This window comes from Microbulbifer maximicatervae (SeqCode) (genome assembly GCF_052467065.1).
This window is the reverse complement of the sequence record NZ_CP174299.1, coordinates 5,119,978-5,137,138: the sequence shown is the minus strand read 5'-3', so window position 1 is coordinate 5,137,138 and position 17,161 is coordinate 5,119,978. Positions and strand designations below refer to the sequence as shown.

Annotated in this window: 14 protein-coding genes; 6 read left to right on the top strand and 8 right to left on the bottom strand. The window is 52.5% G+C overall.

The features are described from left to right. The first annotated feature begins 73 nt into the window (after positions 1 to 73). Positions 74 to 1,054 carry a hypothetical protein gene (locus ACJJI1_RS22730; RefSeq protein ID WP_444958132.1) on the top strand — a complete coding sequence of 327 codons (981 nt, stop codon included), beginning with the start codon at positions 74 to 76 and terminating at the stop codon, positions 1,052 to 1,054. Between the two features lie 17 nt (positions 1,055 to 1,071). Here the strand turns inward: ACJJI1_RS22730 and ACJJI1_RS22725 are convergent, their stop codons facing one another. After that, positions 1,072 to 1,527 carry a DUF2269 family protein gene (locus tag ACJJI1_RS22725; protein ID WP_444958131.1) on the bottom strand — a complete coding sequence of 152 codons (456 nt, stop codon included), beginning with the start codon at positions 1,525 to 1,527 and terminating at the stop codon, positions 1,072 to 1,074. Between the two features lie 129 nt (positions 1,528 to 1,656). Between ACJJI1_RS22725 and ACJJI1_RS22720 the strand changes: the two genes are divergently transcribed. Beyond that, entirely contained in the window at positions 1,657 to 2,127 is a 471-nt protein-coding gene (locus tag ACJJI1_RS22720; RefSeq protein ID WP_444958130.1) for a YpsA SLOG family protein, read from the top strand. Positions 2,128 to 2,129: 2 nt separating this feature from the next. Here ACJJI1_RS22720 and adiC read toward each other — a convergent pair whose 3' ends face one another. The 5 genes from adiC to ACJJI1_RS22695 all read right to left on the bottom strand — a co-directional run bounded on the left by adiC (position 2,130) and on the right by ACJJI1_RS22695 (position 10,644). Then, positions 2,130 to 3,584, bottom strand: coding sequence for an arginine/agmatine antiporter (adiC, locus tag ACJJI1_RS22715; RefSeq protein ID WP_444958129.1), 1,455 nt, complete (start codon positions 3,582 to 3,584; stop codon positions 2,130 to 2,132). Between the two features lie 35 nt (positions 3,585 to 3,619). Beyond that, complete coding sequence (locus tag ACJJI1_RS22710; RefSeq protein ID WP_444958128.1) at positions 3,620 to 5,923, bottom strand: Orn/Lys/Arg family decarboxylase; 2,304 nt, start codon at positions 5,921 to 5,923, stop codon at positions 3,620 to 3,622. A gap of 41 nt (positions 5,924 to 5,964) precedes the next feature. Continuing rightward, a complete protein-coding gene (locus ACJJI1_RS22705; RefSeq protein WP_444958127.1) occupies positions 5,965 to 7,677 on the bottom strand; it encodes a thiamine pyrophosphate-dependent enzyme in 1,713 nt (570 codons plus the stop codon). Positions 7,678 to 7,702: 25 nt separating this feature from the next. Continuing rightward, positions 7,703 to 9,385 (bottom strand): FMN-binding glutamate synthase family protein, encoded by a 1,683-nt coding sequence (locus tag ACJJI1_RS22700; RefSeq protein WP_444958126.1) that lies wholly within the window; start codon positions 9,383 to 9,385, stop codon positions 7,703 to 7,705. 98 nt (positions 9,386 to 9,483) lie between these two features. After that, positions 9,484 to 10,644, bottom strand: a complete 1,161-nt coding sequence (locus ACJJI1_RS22695; RefSeq protein ID WP_444941347.1) for a saccharopine dehydrogenase family protein — start codon at positions 10,642 to 10,644, stop codon at positions 9,484 to 9,486. Positions 10,645 to 10,854: 210 nt separating this feature from the next. On the opposite strand from ACJJI1_RS22695, the gene ACJJI1_RS22690 reads away from it, so the two are divergent. From ACJJI1_RS22690 to ACJJI1_RS22680, 3 genes are read left to right on the top strand one after another with little or no spacing between them, the layout of a single operon-like run. Then, positions 10,855 to 12,159 (top strand): condensation domain-containing protein, encoded by a 1,305-nt coding sequence (locus ACJJI1_RS22690; RefSeq protein ID WP_444911094.1) that lies wholly within the window; start codon positions 10,855 to 10,857, stop codon positions 12,157 to 12,159. Between the two features lie 34 nt (positions 12,160 to 12,193). Beyond that, on the top strand, positions 12,194 to 12,994 hold the full coding sequence (locus tag ACJJI1_RS22685) for a glycosyltransferase (RefSeq protein ID WP_444911093.1): 801 nt from the start codon (positions 12,194 to 12,196) through the stop codon (positions 12,992 to 12,994). A gap of 24 nt (positions 12,995 to 13,018) precedes the next feature. Continuing rightward, entirely contained in the window at positions 13,019 to 13,960 is a 942-nt protein-coding gene (locus tag ACJJI1_RS22680; RefSeq protein ID WP_444958125.1) for an NAD-dependent epimerase/dehydratase family protein, read from the top strand. Here ACJJI1_RS22680 and ACJJI1_RS22675 read toward each other — a convergent pair. Next, positions 13,957 to 14,682: a UDP-2,3-diacylglucosamine diphosphatase gene (locus ACJJI1_RS22675; RefSeq protein WP_444958124.1), complete on the bottom strand. Its 726-nt coding sequence runs from the start codon at positions 14,680 to 14,682 to the stop codon at positions 13,957 to 13,959. The genes ACJJI1_RS22680 and ACJJI1_RS22675 overlap by 4 nt on opposite strands. Positions 14,683 to 14,717: 35 nt before the next feature. Continuing rightward, positions 14,718 to 15,227, bottom strand: a complete 510-nt coding sequence (locus tag ACJJI1_RS22670; protein ID WP_108733726.1) for a peptidylprolyl isomerase — start codon at positions 15,225 to 15,227, stop codon at positions 14,718 to 14,720. A 213-nt stretch (positions 15,228 to 15,440) separates the two neighbouring features. On the opposite strand from ACJJI1_RS22670, the gene ACJJI1_RS22665 reads away from it, so the two are divergent. Beyond that, on the top strand, positions 15,441 to 17,114 hold the full coding sequence (locus ACJJI1_RS22665) for a glutamine--tRNA ligase/YqeY domain fusion protein (RefSeq protein WP_444958123.1): 1,674 nt from the start codon (positions 15,441 to 15,443) through the stop codon (positions 17,112 to 17,114). Positions 17,115 to 17,161 lie beyond the last annotated feature (47 nt).

The window sequence follows — 17,161 nt, the reverse complement described above, 5'->3', positions numbered from 1 at the left end:
TTGTTGTGTTTAACATAATTCGTATTTGTTAATACGGATTAATGGCAGTGGATCAAGAATTAGGTGTGCTTAAGTGGTTCTTAAACGATCTCAGCGGTTGATTGACCCGGAAGAATATTTTTTACCTCGGCAAGAGGACGCGCTTTATGAGTTGTTTGGCCGGGACATAAGCCGGGCTGTGGTTGAGCGATTTTTGTCGATGCAAGATGAGGAATACTTCCGCTGTGTCAGTTCGGGAAATTTCGGTATCTATGCCGCAGACCAACTGCTGATAGATTGCTACGCAAAGAAAATTAATGAGCAGGCGATCCTCGATGAAAAGTTGTTGTTTAGTCGAGAAGAGCTGGAGCCGATTATTCAGGCATATAGAGCGGAAACACTTTATATGAACCTGGCAATGGACAACGCAGCGCTGCCACACGATGTAATTACCACCGAGGAATTTGTCTTACATCTACAGGCGACCATTCTTAAGGCGTTGGAGAAAAAGCGGGATGCTGATGATTTTATCGTGGTTATCCCGACCACCAGCTACAAAGGGGAGCTCATTCCCAAGGCCATTTGCAGTAAAGCCAAGTTGAATGATGAAACCTTTGAGCGTCAATTCCAGTTGGGGCTTGTTCGCAATCAGCACCTGCAATATGTCTTAAGTAAATCCTATTTGTGGACCCTGGCGCATGCCTGGCCCTTTATAACGGGTTCGGAAGTGGGGGAGGGGTTGTTCAAAGGGGTGGTATTTCGGCAGTTTGATCTAGGTTTTGGCACTATAGCCTCGGACCTGGACAGTGATACCAATGTATTTGTGATTACAGATGCAAGTTGTACCGGTGGTGAGGCAGAGCATATTCGCAGCCGTCTGTTGAGAATGGACCGACATGAACGCTCGGCGATTATTGTTCCACTATGTAAGAAAGAAGCGATACACCGTTTGGATAAAAGTGCGGAAGGTAATGCAGAAATCGTGTCTGGCGTAGTCCTGGATGACTTCAAGCGGCAGTGGAAAGATATTGGCCATCGAGCGAGCTATAAGACCCTCAGGGGGACGAAGAGGTAATGGCCAGGCATGAGTCCTTATAGTGCCGGCTTAGACACCATCAGATAGACAATGACAACGGTTATGGGAAATGCGATAGCCCCGAGCAGGCACCAAGCCATCATTAGCTTGCGCATTTTGTCTATATTACCGTCTTCTTTGGCATGTTTACGCAGCTGGTACTGAAGGTAAACAACCGGCAGCCACAACAAGAACACGGTTGCGCTGAGACCGGCGGCTAATTGCAGCCAGGCTTGTAGCATCCAGCTTGGATTAATCAGCAGCATTCCCACCGCGCTACCGAATAGACCAATTACCGCCGATCCGGTAAATATCCAGTCTGCCTGTACCGTTTCCCGGCTAACCCACTGCATAACTTGGGCATTTCCGGATAGCCAGCCCCTCAGGGTGTACCAAGCGATGCCGGTCCCTGTGCCGAGTACGATTATGGCGCAGAGGATATGCAGTGTTTTCAGTATCAGATAGTAATTCACAGCGCTGCCGGCCAGACTAAAGTTGGAGATAAATTAGTGGCTGCGGTCGTTAATTTCAATGCCAATTATCGCTGCCTTGATATCTGCTAGCTCGAGCTAGTAGGACGATAAACGATATGGGGGAGAAAAGTGATCTTCCGACCGGAGAAAATTATCAGTGGTGGTCAGACAGGGGCGGATACCGGCGGCTTGCTGGCAGGACAGCGCCTGGGAATTGTCACTGGTGGCACAGCACCGCAGGGTTACTGGACTGAGATCGGTGATCGGCCAGATTTTCTTAAAGGGCTTGGGCTGGTTGAAAACACGTCCCCGGATCTGGAAGAGCGTACTCGTGAGAATATCCGCAACTCTGATGCCACTGTTATCTTCACAACCAATCCCAGTAGTGATGGTACCCTGTTTACTATTGAGTTCTGCCAGGCATCGGGGAAACCACACTTGGTAGTCAATCCGGCTGATGCCGATCGAGTACAACTGGTGCGCGACTTTATCCTCAAGAATCGTCCGCAGACGCTCAATGTGGCGGGTAACCGTGAATCCAACTCCCAAGGGATTACTGAAATTACCGCAGAAACCATCGAGAGGGCGCTAACCCGTTGAGTCTAGGATTCAATGTGCCTCTCAAGATGATAACCCGAGGGGTTGGGTGCGCGCAGGCGCAATTCCAAGTCCGGGTATTGCCCTACGGAAAACCAGAAGAACAGGCACAGGGCAGCAATTGTGGCAAAGAGAGTGAAGTAGTGAACCCAGGCTGGTTCTGGCCCACCGGGTAGAAAGTGCTTTTCTTCAACGCTGCGACGGCGATTTAAAATTAGTGCATAAAAAATGACTGTCGCAATCACAAAGATCAGGGACCAGCGGGTTTGTTGCCCGTCAGATCCCACCAGGGCCACAAGGCAGTACACCGCTGCAATCAGCAAAATCACAGTAAACAGTCCGTACTGCTGAGGCGGCATTTTGCCGTAGGCCAAAACCCGCAAAGCTACCGCTGAATAGATATAGGGCATCAGCGTCATAATCACAGCGACAGAGGCAATTTTGCCAAACTGCTGGCTGGCCGTTGGCGATATAGTGGTAAGTATCAATACAGACATCAGCACGGCTACCAGAGTCAATCCGCCGGTAGGCACGCCCTTGTTATTGGTGCGGGCAAATAGCGCCGCAAACAGGCCATCATCTGCCGCCGCCTTGGCAGACTGCCCCACCAACAGTATCCAACCGCCCAATGAACCGATACAGCCAATAGCGGCGCACAGGGCTACGACATTGGCCGCAGTATTTCCCAGTGCCAGGCGAGCAGCATCGGCAAAGGGAGCGGAGGAGCTGATTAATTCCTGGTTCGGCAGCATCCCCATAATGACCGATGAGCTGAGTACATAGGCAATAGAAGCCAGGATAACTCCCCCAACCGTTGCGATTGGGACGTTCTTGGTAGGGTCTTTTACCACTGCGGCGGATACAGAGGCGGTTTCCACCCCAATAAAGGCCCAGAGCGTGAAGGTCAGGCTGGCCATTATAGCACTGGGGTCGCTTTTGCCTGAGACATTCCAGCTGCTGGTAAAGTTTTGCTGGTCGAACCAGAACCAGCCAAAAATAGCGGTGCCGAGGATTGGAAGCAAAACCAGGCCGGTGGTGAGGGATTGGATGCGACCGACGGTGCGCGGGCCCAGTACATTGGCGTAAGTTAGCAGCCAGACCATGGCAACCTGGGCCATGGCAAAAGTCAGTGGGTCTTTTAACGGTGGAAAAAAATGGGTCAGATAGCCCAGGCCTGCAGTAATCAGCGCAACGTTACCGATTACATTGGCTAGCCAGTAAACCAGGTTGGTTTGGTAGCCAATGTAATCGCCAAAAGCGCGGCGGGCATAGGCGTAAGGGCCGCCGGCTGCGGGATAGATAGCGGCGAGCTTGGCAAATACCAGGGCCAGGGAGATAGCGCCGACAATGGTTATCAACCAGCCGATCAAAGAAATACTGCCGACTGCGGCGAGATTGGCGGGGAGCATAAAAACCCCGGAGCCCATCATATTGCCTGCAACCATCAGGGTTGCGGGCACTAAGCCTATTTTATGCTCCTCTTTGATAGGCGAGCCTATGGCGAGTCTCCCCGCAGGGCGTAAATATGATAATGGCCGTCCCGCACCTCTACTCCGTGGTTATCGTGGGTAAAGCCTGGAAATTTCTGGTCGAAGGCTTCCAGAGTTCTCAAGTAAATCAATGCCGGACTGTCTTCATCGCCAAAATTTTCTCCGGGCATTAACAGAGGAATACCTGGAGGGTAGGGTACAACGCCGGTGGCTGCGGTACGTCCCGGTAACTTGCTTAGCGGAAGCATTTCCACATCGCCGCGAACCAGGGTTTCATAAGCTTGTACCGGACTGCAGTCAGCTCTAGGTAAGGCTGAAAATCCCGCAGACATTTGCACTGTGGTCTGTAATTTTTTCATGGAAGCAAACATATTGTCTGCAAGGTCGCGCAGCCCGATATTGCGATAGCCTGGGGACTTTTTTAAAAGGTTTGGCAGGCATTCACTTAAGGGCCGGTTGGCATCGAAGTCGCGCTTAAAGGCCAGTAAAGCATTGATTAGAGTGCCCCACTTACCCTTGGTAATACCGATAGAAAACAGGAACAAAATCGTAAAATCGGTAGTTTTTTCCACGATAATGCCGAGATTGTCCAGGTATTTACTGACGATGTTGGCAGGTATTCCAGATGCAGACAGTTTGCCATCAGGGTTTATCCCTGGGGTAGTAATCGATACTTTAATCGGGTCCAACATGCAGTAATCTGGCTCAATATCACCAAATCCATGCCATGACTCGCCGGGGTCTAATAGCCAGCAGCTGGGCTCATGACACAGGAGCTCTGCTGGGGCGCTGTGAAAGGCGTAGTTGTGCCCGTTACTGGGGTCGGTGACATGCTCAGGCTGCCAACCTCCGAAGAACCACTCTTCTTTATCGCGATACTCCTGTTGCAAACGGGACAATACTTGTCGGAACGCTACGGCCTCAGCAATTGACTCCTCTGTTAATGCTTTTCCACCCGGCCCATCCATCATTGCTGCGCTCACATCATTGGAGGCCATGATGGAGTAAAGTGGGGAGGTTGAGGCATGCATCATAAAGGCTTCATTAAAGCGCCCATGCTCAATGGGTTTACGCCCATCGCGAATGTGAATCATCGATGCCTGGGACAATGCGGCGAGTAATTTATGTGTTGACTGAGTGGCAAATTTGCTCGGGCCATTTTTCGCGTCGGATTCGCCCAAATCGTACATCGCGAAGCGATCTCGATAGATAGGATTAAATCGAGCGTATGAGTACCAGGCTTCGTCAAAGTGCAGGCGGTCAACGGACTCGCCGAGAAGTTCTTCCACTCTGCGCACGTTGTAACAGAGACCATCGTAGGTGGAATTAGTAATGACTGCGTGAACGGCACGGGAATTTTGGGCGTGCTTGGACAAAGGGTTTTGCCGAATAGCATTGGCAACAGAGCTGGCCGTCAACTGTTGGGGAGGGACAGGGCCTATGAGGCCGTAATTGTTGCGTAGGGGAATCAGGTAGGTTGGAACTGCACCTGACATGGTGATCGCGTGTTCAACGGATTTATGGCAGTTTCGATCGCACAGAGCCAATTGTCCCCGGGTAACCGATGCCATCAATATCACTCTATTCGATGTCGAAGAGCCATTGGTTACATAGTAAGTGCGATCCGCACCAAATACTTTTGCTGCATATTGCTCTCCCTTGGCAATGGGGCCCGAGTGATCCAAAAGCGATCCCAGCTCTGTTACAGAAACAGACAGGTCCGAGCGCAACATATTTTCCCCAAAGAAATCGTAAAAAGCGCGACCCGCAGGGGATTTGAGAAAAGCTGTTCCCCCAGTATGGCCGGGTGTATGCCATGAATATTCATGGACCCGGGCAAAGTGGGTCAGGGCGCGAAACATGGGGGGAAGAATGGCGTGGCGGTATCTTTCAATTGCGCTCTGGATGCGACCGCCGATAAAGGTCGGGGTATCTTCCAGCATCCAGATAAAATCGTTGGCTAATTCCAGGGCCCGTCGCGGCATGGTGCTGACAGTCTGCTGATCTGCCAGAAGGAATACCGGCATTTGGGGATTGCGGGCGCGAAGTTCTTCCAATACAACCAGGGCGGGGCATTTCGCTTCACCGGGCAGGGTCCAATTAATCAGCAGGCATTGGATCGCGGTGTTAGTACTCAGTATGGCGCAGGCATCACTACCGCTGGTGGTTGTTATTACGTCAATTTTTCGCTCTGATAACTCTGCCCGTAGCCTCATGGCGGCGCGGCCGGGAGCGCTGTTGTCGTCGACTTCACTGCTGGCGATCAGGGCCAGCATGCTGTTATGGCGTTGCTGTCCGAAATGATGCATGAGTGCCGCACAAACCTTTTGTTTTAGCCTGCTAAAAAGTCTCAGCGCAGGAAATTGTCTCGCAAAAGATCTACCACCTCATCTGCGCGGCCGTTGAGTATTGCCTTAAGTCCGAACAGTGCGGTGGAGGTGACTTGCTGCGCTGTAACTTCCGGCGGCATCACCAGTTCCACCCGGTTCGTCGGTACGCTGAGTAGTGCCGGCCCGTCAGTAGCGAGCCAGCGCTTCATGCTGTCCTCAAGCTGATCCGCACTCTCGATACTGGCACCGCTGATGCCACAAGCTTCGGCAACGCGGCCGAAGTCCGGGTTATGTAAGTCGGTATAGCTGTCGAGTAGCCCCTCAATGCGCTGTTCCATCTCTACGAAGCCGAGGGAGTTATTGTTAAATACCAGGACTTTTAATGGGATTTTTTCTTGCACCAGTGTCAACAGGTCTCCCATTAACATGGTCATACCACCGTCGCCGCACATAGCGATGACCTGGCGCCCGGGATAGGCTTTGGCCATGCCCAGGGCTTGGGGGTAGGCGTTGGCCATGGTGCCATGGGAAAGGCTGGTGAGAAATGAGCGTTTGCCGTTGGCAGTGAGGTCGCGGAGCATCCAAACCATACAGGCGCCGCCATCGGCGGTGAATACGGCATCCTCATCGGCCAGCTTGTTGAGTGTCTGAGCGACAAATTGAGGGTGGATCAGGCTGGGGTCTTTCTCTTTGCCGCGGCTCTTCATCTCTTCCCGATCTTTTTTGTATCGTTCGAGCAGGTCGTCGAGGAAGGTGCTATCGGTGCGGGCCTTTAATCGGGGCAAGAGGGCTTCAATGGTTGGACCCACATGCCCTACCAGGCCCATATCCACAGGAGCGCGTCGCCCCAGGTGCGGCGCTTCCGCATCAATTTGAATAATGGTGGCTTTTTCCGGGTAGAACTGGGTGTAGGCAAAATCGGTACCCAGGCATAGTAACAGGTCACAAGTCTCCATGGCCCGGTAGCCTGCGGGATTGCCGAGAATCCCGGTCATGCCCACATGGCAGGGGTTGTCGTATTCGAGAAACTCTTTCGACTTGGTGGTGTGGGCAATAGGAGCGGCCAGGTGTTGTCCCAGTTTTACTACTTCATCGTGAGCGTGACGGCAGCCGATACCGCCGTAAATAGTGATATTTTTTGCGGCGTTGATTTTCTTTGCCAGGGCGTCGAGCTCAGAGTCAGACGGACGCGCTAGCCATTCAGGGCGATGTACCGACCAGGGCAGACTATCTTTGCTCTTCTCCTTGAACAAGTCGCCGCTAATTTGCACCACCGCGACACCACCGCGAGTAAGTGCAGTTTGTGCAGCCTGCACAATCATTCGACGGGCTTGTTCCGGGTGGGTCATGGTTTCACAGAAGACTGAACACTGTTCGTAGAGTTTTTGCTGATCCACTTCCTGCGGATAGCCGAATCCCTGTTCCGCACGGTCGATTCGAGAGGCAATCAGTACCACCGGGGCGACATTGCGATGGCTTTCAAAAATACCGTTGATAAAGTGCAAGCTGCCGGGTCCGGCGGTTCCGGCGCAGACGCTCAGTTCACCGGTAAGGTAAGACTCACCCCCAGCGGCGAAAGCGCCCACTTCCTCATGGCGCACATGTATCCACTCCAAGTCGGAAGTGCGCACCGCTGATGTGAAGTGGTTGATGGTATCGCCGACAATGCCGTAACACCGTTTGGCGCCGGCCTTGACCAGTGTATCGACAATAATTTCTGAAACGGTCTGCATAGCAGTCTCCACAGATTGGGTGGGGCTAGCGGTTAATAGCGCGGCGGATTGACGCGTACTTGCCTTCTTCGAGCTTGATCGCAGGCTGAAAACTGTCTGCCTGTGCGGCCAGCCACCAGTGCCAGTAGGGCGTATCTTCCGGTGCATCGATTAAGGAATTGGTGTCGAGAAAATGCCAGATACGGTCTATCGGCCTGGATTCTGCGCCGTTAATTCGGTGAACCAGGTGGTAGGGTTTCAGGTCCCGGGGATCGGTAAGTCCTGCACCAGCCACTATATCCCCCAGTGCTTCGAGAGTTTTTGCCTGGAAAGCAGCCGCCCTTTTACTTTGCACATCCACCACCAGCCCGCGCTGGCGCCGAGGATCCTGGGTGGTAACACCAGTTGGGCAGGTATCCGTATGGCAGCGCTGGGACTGGATGCAGCCCACGGAAAACATAAATGCCCGCGCCGCATTGCACCAGTCAGCGCCAATGGCTAGGCATTGTGCCAGGCCGGACGCGGAATAAACCTTGCCGCTGGCAGCCAACTTCACTTTGTCTTTCAGGCCCGCCCCTACCAGGGCATTGCGTACGATAATCAACCCTTCCAGCAGCGGCATGCCCACGTGGTTGGACAGCTCCAATGGTGCTGCGCCTGTGCCGCCTTCGGCGCCGTCCACAACAATAAAGTCCACCATTTTCCCGGTCTCGTGCATGGCCTTCATAATGGCCATCACTTCGTAGATATGCCCTACACAAAGTTTTATGCCTACCGGTTTGCCGCCGGAGAGTTCGCGCATTTGCTCGGCGAATTCAAGCATTTCAATGGGGGTGGAGAACATGGAGTGCGCGCGAGGGGAAACGCAGTTCTGCCCGGGTGTAACCTTGCGGGTGGAAGCGATCTCCTGGGTAACTTTGGCGCCGGGTAAAACCCCACCGTGCCCTGGTTTGGCGCCTTGGCTCAATTTAATTTCCGTCATTTTGACCTGATCGTTGCAGGCCTCGCGAAATAGATCCGGGTTAAAGCTGCCGTCATCGTTGCGCGCACCGAAATAACCGGTACCCAATTCCCACACTAGGTCGCCGCCATGCTTGCGGTGATAGGGGCTGATACCTCCCTCACCGGTATCGTGATAGAAGCCGCCAATTGAGGCTCCCTTATTCAAGGCCTCTACTGCAGCGGCGGAGAGAGCGCCAAAGCTCATGGCGGAGATATTTAATAGGGCGGCGGAGTAGGGCTGCTTGCAGCGGCCCGTGCCTACTTCAGTACGGCAGGAAGTGTCTGCATTTTTTTCGGGCTTCACCGAGTGAGTGAGCCAGGTATATTCCTCACTCTGCACATCTTTTTCAGTGCCGAACGGATGCATATCGGAAAAACCTTCAGAGCGGGCATACACCAGTCGTCGGGCTTCAATGCTGTAAGGGCGCCCCTCCTCATCACCCTCGACCATATAGGCGCGGAAATAGGGACGCAGATTCAGGAATATCCAGCGAATGCGGCCGGCAACCGGGAAGTTCCGTGTAATGCTCCAGTGGGGTTGGAGCATATCGTAGATTCCCAGTAGTACCAGTGAAACGCTAATCAGTAGAGCCACCAGCCACCAGGCGCTGTCTGTAAACGTGAGCACCAAGAAGAATGGGGTCAGGATAAGAGCGGTAATGGGGATAATTGCGCGCTTTATACCATTCCGGCCGGAATAGGCGCACCAGGGGTTGGAGCTACTCATAAAATCAGGTTCAGCATCGTTACATAAAGTTCCGATACTGAACCTAGATCATTTGTAAGGGTTCTGCCTTGATAAGGTCAACTAAAGGGCTTTTTCCCCTAGCTCGCCGCCAACGCAGGCAGTGAATTTTGCTCTGCAGGTAAAAACTCGATGGCAGTGACGATGGAGTAATCCTTCAGTTCATCCAGAATTTCATCCAGCTTCAATAGTTGCCAGCATGCGCGCGCGCCACTGTCTGAAATCTCACCGCGAAGGAATTTTCTCGCTAAAGCCACTGCGGGTGCTGCAGGAATCCAGACGCCATCACCATCCATTCCAAGTATTTGCCACTGCCTACCAGCTGTCCTACCGTCAGCATCTTCACCCAGTGCGCGGACAATCATGCCGCCGTGAGAGCTGCCACCAGGCCAGCGGGCACTTAATTTATGGGCAATTTGTGCGATGCGGGAACTTGTGGCGGGCAAATTTAGGCGCGAGAGTTGGGCGCACAAAGACAGGCCGGCCTGGAGAATCAGGGGCTCTGTCCCCGTGGAAAATAGTGCTGTGTTTAAATCTGGCAGGTATCTTGGGCACAACTCCAGGTCGGGTACTTCAAAATCGCACAGCCAGCGTTTTCCCACTGGATGGGCAAGAGTTACCGAGCGCAGGTGATTGCCGGCAAATGATTCTCTCCAGCGCCCATCCCGCAATTGGGGGAAGCTCTCCCCCAGCGCTTCAAAGCCAGAGCGCACGGTGGCGAGGCCGCGCTCTACCTTGTGTGCCGGAGCAATTGCCGCCTGCACGGAGCGAATGACCGGCAGCTCTTTCTGGATCTCAGCTATGGCTGCTGAGCTGAGGCCGGGCAGGCTGCTGGCACCGGATACCATGGCGATACCGGCGGCCTCGGCAGCCGGGGAGAGACGGTGAAAATCACATACAAAGCGGCGCGCATCTGAAATATCGATGTAGGGTGTGCGGGCTTCAATGCAGGCTTTGGCCACCCGGTAATCGGTTTCTCTCTGGTAGGGGCCAGCGCAGTGGATTAATAAATCCAGGTGCAAGGCTTTCAGTTGCGCAGTCAAGTTGATGGAGTCCCTCTCCAATCGTAACCCCTCGGCGAGGCCACCGAGTGATTGGGCGCAGCGGTCTGCCCGTGTCTTGTTATGGCCGGCAATAATCAGCTGGATATTGGTCTCAGAACTCAGCATTTGTGCAATACGTGCACCGAAATTGCCGTAGCCGCCGAGAATCAATACGCGTTTATTCAGGTTATTGATCACCTGGATGGAACTCCTGCCCCTTATAGTTTGTAGAGATCATGCATCGTGCCGGTGACTTAAATCAAGAGAATCTTGTCTGCGCCTTCAGCATGCCGCCGTTGTCATTTCACTGTTTTGTATATTCTAAAAGTAACGTTCCCGATGATCTTGTGCAGTTTTATCAGACTCATTAGTGATCTTGTGTCGGGCAAATGATTTTTGGAGACCAGAATGGCCGGTTGGAGTTTATCGACTCAGGTCCCCCTATCGATCACTGAGCAGCGTATTTATGATTTGCATCACCGCAAGGATCTGGTCGACCTGATTACCCGCGCCATGGTTTTCAAAGGAGAATTCGATGTTGAACTGTTTAAGAAGTCTATTTCAGAGGTGGTAAACACCTATCCGATTTTTCGCTGTCGTTATAGCGGGGAACCGGCTGTTCGCTCCTTTGTAGATATTGAACTGGACTATATCGACATCCGCCACTTAAGTGATGCTCACTTCGAGAGCTTTTTGCGTCAATTTGGTAGCTCGCCAATGGATTTGACGCAGGACCAATTGTTGGGACTCAGTGTTCTTCGCAGTGGAGAAGATGAATACATTTTCTTGACCAAGTGTCACCACATCATTGCCGATGGGATTAGCTTGTCACTCCTCTGGTCTGAATCCTTGACTCACTATTTGGATAGTGTGAAGGGTAAGGATTATCAACCTAGGGTGGAAACTGCAGACTTTGCTGATTATGTGAATTATGAAAATACCTATCTGAGATCGCCGAGGGGGGATAAGGCGCGAAATCTTTGGCAGCAAAAGTTGCAATCCCAAAAAGATGAGATAGAGCAGTTGCCCCAATCGGAAGAGACCTCGGTTATTTGTAGTGAAGTAATCCAGCACATAGATGAGATTGAGCTGGAGCAGATAAAGGCATTGGCCAGCTCGGAGAATGTGAGTCTCTTCGCCTATCTGACAGCCGCATTTCAGCAGGTTTTATGTGAATTCATACCTCACTCTTTTTGGATGAATGGCAATTTATCCCTTCGGCTTAAGAGGGAGTATCGGGAAGTGTTTGGCCCTATGTGCCGGTATGTCAACCTGATGGTTTGTAGGGATGAATCCTGGCAGGAGAAGCTCACGCGCCTGTCTGCGGAGATAAAGTATGCCATGCGCACGGTTTATGCTGCTGATGCAATTGGGCCCCACGGCCTGATTGGCCATCACCTCGATGCATCCCATTGCTACTTGGTGACTTTCCTGCAAACAGAGGAGCATCGGGAAGGTTTTTTTGCGGTTTATACCGGTGAAACTTCTGACTGGGTCAAATTGGATGACCACTTGAAGATTCGCATTGTCCCTCTGGCGACGCGCTTAACGCCATATGGCATCTATCTATCTATTACCGTCTTTGGGAAGCAGTTGCGCTCGAGCTTTATCTACAATGAAAATTGCTTTGAACAAAAACAAGTAGAAGCAATGGTAAGTCGCTGGTGTGACAGATTATTGTGCGGACCTGAAGATATTCTACCGCCGCTGTAAATAACGCTGTATAGGGACTGTAGAGCCAATTGTTATGTCAAGATGTGCCTTTGTGACCCTGGTTAATAGTCCTGATTATGTGATAGGTGCGCAGGCACTGAAACACTCATTGGATCGTACGGCCAGTGCCTATCCGTTAATTTGTATGGTGCCACCGAACAGTTGTGATCCAGCGCCATTGGAAGCGGCGGGCTGCAAGATAAAAGAAGTTTATACGCCTCGTTTTTCCGATGAGTTTATCCGCCGCCATAAACGCGATTCTTTGCACCGGCGCGCGCCCTTTGACAAAGGTAGTAAGCCCGCTTTCCATGACCCACTGAATAACTTTTGCAAATTGGCACTGTGGCAATTGACCCAATTCGACAAGCTTGTTTTCCTGGATGCGGACACCCTGGTATTGCGCAATATTGACCACTTGATGAATTACCCAGAATTTTGTGCAGCGCCCAATCTTTACGAAGACTTGGATGGATTTCATCGCATGAATTCGGGATTGTTTACTGCGGTGCCGAGTGAAGCGACTTACCAAAAAATGCTTGAGCAACTGGATCGACCAGGGGTTTTCTGGCGGCGCACAGACCAGACATTTTTGCAGTCCTTTTTTCCTCGTTGGCACGGCCTGCCTTATATCTATAATGCCTTGCAATACCTCTACCTGAATTTGCCGCAGCTGTGGCAGTGGGACAGTATTCATGTCATTCACTACCAATATGAAAAACCCTGGCAAAAACAGCACTCAAAAGTTGAAAAGCTCAAGCCCCTGATCGACTTGTGGTGGGCGGTTTACGAAGGGCGAGATATCGCCGTTGATCTGGATGAGTTAGCCCGTGCTTAGAAAATAAAATCGAGAGAGGGAATTGTGAGAATAGGGATAACTGGTGCGAGTGGCTATGTGGGGCAATTTCTAGTCAGGCATTTTTTGCGGCAGGGCTATGAAGTGCGAGCATTACTGCGCAGGGAGGAAAGTGCAGCTCTTTTTCGCAGTATTGCTTCACCCAGATTGGCGTGGAGTGTCGGGGATATTACTTCTGATACAACACTACAGACATTCGTCAGCAATCTGGATGTGGTGGTGCATGCAGCTTTCGAGCATCTTCCCGGGCGCTATCGAAATGGAGAGGGGGATGATCTCGAGGGTTTTTTACATGTAAATCTCAGTCAAACCCTGGCATTAATCCGATTCGCCTTTGCGGCGAAGGTAAAAAAATTTGTGTTTATTTCCAGTCGTGCCGTTTATGCCACTGGAAAGTTGAGCGGTTCTTTAAGTGAGGAGCAGGTTGTTCAGCCGGATACTTTCTACGGCGGCTATAAAGCGGCTGTGGAAGCCATGCTGTCTGCTTGGGCGCATCAGCGCAGTTGGCATGCGGTTTCATTGCGCTTAACTGGAGTTTACGGGCTGGTGAGTCCGCTAAGTCGTAGCAAGTGGTATGACATCGCTCGAGCCGTGATGTCTGGGGAAGCCTATTTAAATTCCCGGCTTTCAACGGAAGTGCACGGAGAAGATGTGGCGCGGGCGGTAGAGCTTTTACTGGAGCACGAAGATGCCCGGGGGCGGGCAGTAAACTGTAGTGATTGCCTGGTTAGCAGTCGCGAGTTGGTGAAGATTCTAAGATCGATATCCGGACAAGAGGGACCGCTTCCTCCCCTGTCACAGGTGAAACCGCCGGCAGTGATGCATTGCGCCTATTTACAGGGGAAAGGTTTTCAATTTGGGGGTGTGCAGCGTTTGCGGGAGACGCTTGGGGAATTGGTAGAGGCTGCGCAGCAACAGCAGAGCCTCATCCAAAACGCCGGTTCCTAGCCGATCGGCCAGTGAATCAACTCCAGTGAGTCTTTGTCCGCTTTCAGGCACCAGGCATTCTTATCCCAGTCTCCCAACACAATACGCTCTGCCGGTTCACCGTTGATTGTCAACGCGTGGCGGGCGGGCCGGTGGGTGTGGCCGTGGATCAGTCGAAGCACATTGTGCTCAAGCATCACCCGCTCCACTTCGTCCTGGGTTACATCCATGATGTCTTCGGCCTTGCGGCTGTTCATACTCTTGGATGCCATACGAATCTGCGCGGCAATAGCGCGGCGTTCCTGTAGGGACTTGGCCAGTAGCTCTTGTTGCCACTTGGGGTCCCGGGCCTGGCGGCGGAACGCCATATACTCTTTGTCGAGGGTACAAAGGCTGTCGCCGTGCATAAGCAGCACGCGCTCATTACCGAGGGACAACGCAGTGGGGTCCTGAAGTAAAGTGGCTCCCGCGCGCTGGGCGAAGTCGGTACCCAACAGGAAATCCCGATTGCCGTGCATCAGGTACAACTCTACGCCGGTACCGCTATAGCGACTTAGCTCGCCAATCACTTCGCGGGCCAGCGGGGCATCGTCGTCGTCGCCAACCCACGCCTCAAAAAAGTCGCCGAGAATATATAGCGCCTCAGCACCGGCAGCTCGCCCGTGCAGGAAATCAAAAAACGCCCGGGTAATATCCGGGCGTTTTTCGTCGAGGTGCAAGTCAGAAATAAAATAAGTAGACAATGTCCCCGCCTTAGAGTCGGTACTGACCCGTGGAATTACTTATCGGCGTAGGCGTCAGAGATGCTGATACCAGTGATTTCGATAGTCTCCAGGGGTACGTCCTGGTGGAAGCCTTTGCTGCCGGTTTTAACGTCTTTGATTTTGTTGACCACGTCCATGCCGTCGACAACCTTACCAAATACGCAGTAACCCCAACCCTGAGAGTCTTCGCTGCGGAAGTTCAGGAAATCGTTGTCCTTAACATTGATAAAGAACTGGGAGCTGGCGGAATGCGGGTCCATGGTGCGGGCCATGGCAAGGGTGCCAGTGTCGTTCTTCAAGCCATTGTTGGCTTCGTTTTCGATGGAATCGCGGGTTTCCTTCTGCTGCATGTCCGGCGTCATGCCGCCACCTTGGATCATGAAGTTGTTGATCACCCGGTGGAAGACAGTGCCGGTATAGAAATCGTCACGGCAGTACTGCAAGAAGTTGGCAGCAGTCTTGGGTGCCTTTTCGAAATCCAATTCGATGGCTATATCTCCATGGGTTGTGTGAAGGGTGATCATAAAATGTCCTATGAGGGTTGATTTGGGGCGGCATGATACCTTGTAGTCTGTAGCTGTAAAATGCTGTGTCGGAATATCTGTGTCAATTGCACAAAAATCAAACGCTTGCAGTGAATTTCTATGAAAAGCGTTCCTTCAAATTCGATATTCTGTCTCTCAAGTAGGTTATAATTCGCCGTTTACGTTCGCACAGCTGTAAATTAAGAGAATCCTATGACATCCGAGAGCAAGCCAGCTCACTTTTTACAGAACCTTATCCGTGAAGATCTGACTGAGGGCCGGGTTACGCAGATCGCGACCCGCTTCCCGCCGGAGCCCAACGGCTACCTGCATATCGGCCACGCCAAGTCCATCTGTCTGAATTTTGGTCTGGCGCAGGAATTCGGTGGCACCTGTAATTTACGCTTTGACGACACCAACCCGGCCAAGGAAGAGGAAGAGTTTGTCGATGCGATTAAGCGCGATGTCTCCTGGCTCGGTTTTGAGTGGAATGGCGAGGCGAAGTACTCCTCGGATAATTTTGATCAATTGTACGAGTGGGCTCTGCACCTGATTAAAGATGGCAAGGCCTACGTCTGCGACCTGTCCGCAGAAGAAGCTCGCCACTATCGTGGCACGCTGAAAGAGCCGGGCAAGAACAGCCCCTTCCGGGATCGCTCTGTCGAGGAAAACCTGGCGCTGTTTGAAAAGATGCGCAGCGGTGAAATGGAAGAGGGCCAGTGTAGCTTGCGCGCCAAGATCGATATGGCCGCACCGAATATCAACCTGCGTGATCCGATCATCTATCGCATCAAAAAAATGGCTCACCACCAGACTAGTGATAAGTGGTGTATTTACCCCAGCTACGATTTCGCTCACGGCCAGTGTGATGCAATTGAGGGTATCAGCCACTCCATCTGTACCCTGGAGTTTGAAGACCACAAGCCCCTGTACGACTGGCTGATCGAGAACCTGCCGGTGCCTTCACGCCCGCGTCAGTACGAATTTGCACGCCTGCACCTCAACTACACCGTGGTGTCCAAGCGTAAGCTCAAGCAACTGGTAGACGAAGGCCATGTGGACGGCTGGGATGATCCCCGCATGCCGACCCTGTCCGGTATGCGCCGTCGCGGCTTTACTCCGGCTTCCATTCGCAACTTCTGCGAGATGATCGGTGTAACCCGCTCCGACTCAGTTGTCGATGTGGGCATGCTGGAATACAGCATTCGCGACGATCTGGATAAAAATGCACCGCGCGCCATGTGCGTGATGGAGCCTTTGAAGATCACCCTGAAAAATTACCCGGAAGGCCAGGAAGAGATGCTGTCAGCACCCGGCCACCCGGTGCGCGATGATCTGCCGGCCCGTGAACTTCCTTTTGGCCGCACTCTCTATATTGAGAAAGAGGATTTCCGCGAAGAGGCCAACAAGAAGTACAAGCGTCTGGTGCTGGGCAAAAAAGTTCGCCTGCGCAACGCCTATGTGATCTTTGCTGAAGAAGTCGTGAAGAACGATGCCGGTGAAATTGTTGAGGTGATCTGCTCGGTTGATCTGGACACCCTGGGCAAAGATCCGGCCGACGGCGTTAAGCCAAAGGGCGTTATTCACTGGGTATCTGCGGACAACAATGTCGATTGCGAAGTGCGCCTCTACGATCGCCTGTTTAACGATGCGGCGCCGGATGCCGGCGGTAAGAACTTCCTCGACTGCGTAAACCCGGACAACCTGCAAATTCTAAAAGGCTGTAAGGCGGAAATCGGCCTGGCCAAAGCGGAGCCGGAGCAGGGCTACCAGTTCGAGCGCAACGGCTACTTCTGTCGCGACAGCAAGTACGGCAGCGCAGAAGCGCCGGTGTTTAACCGCACCATTGGCCTGCGCGACAGCTGGGCCAAAGAGCAAAACAAATAGCAAAGCGGAGGGCTGCCCGAGTGGCAGTTTTCGCGGCTGGGTCAATG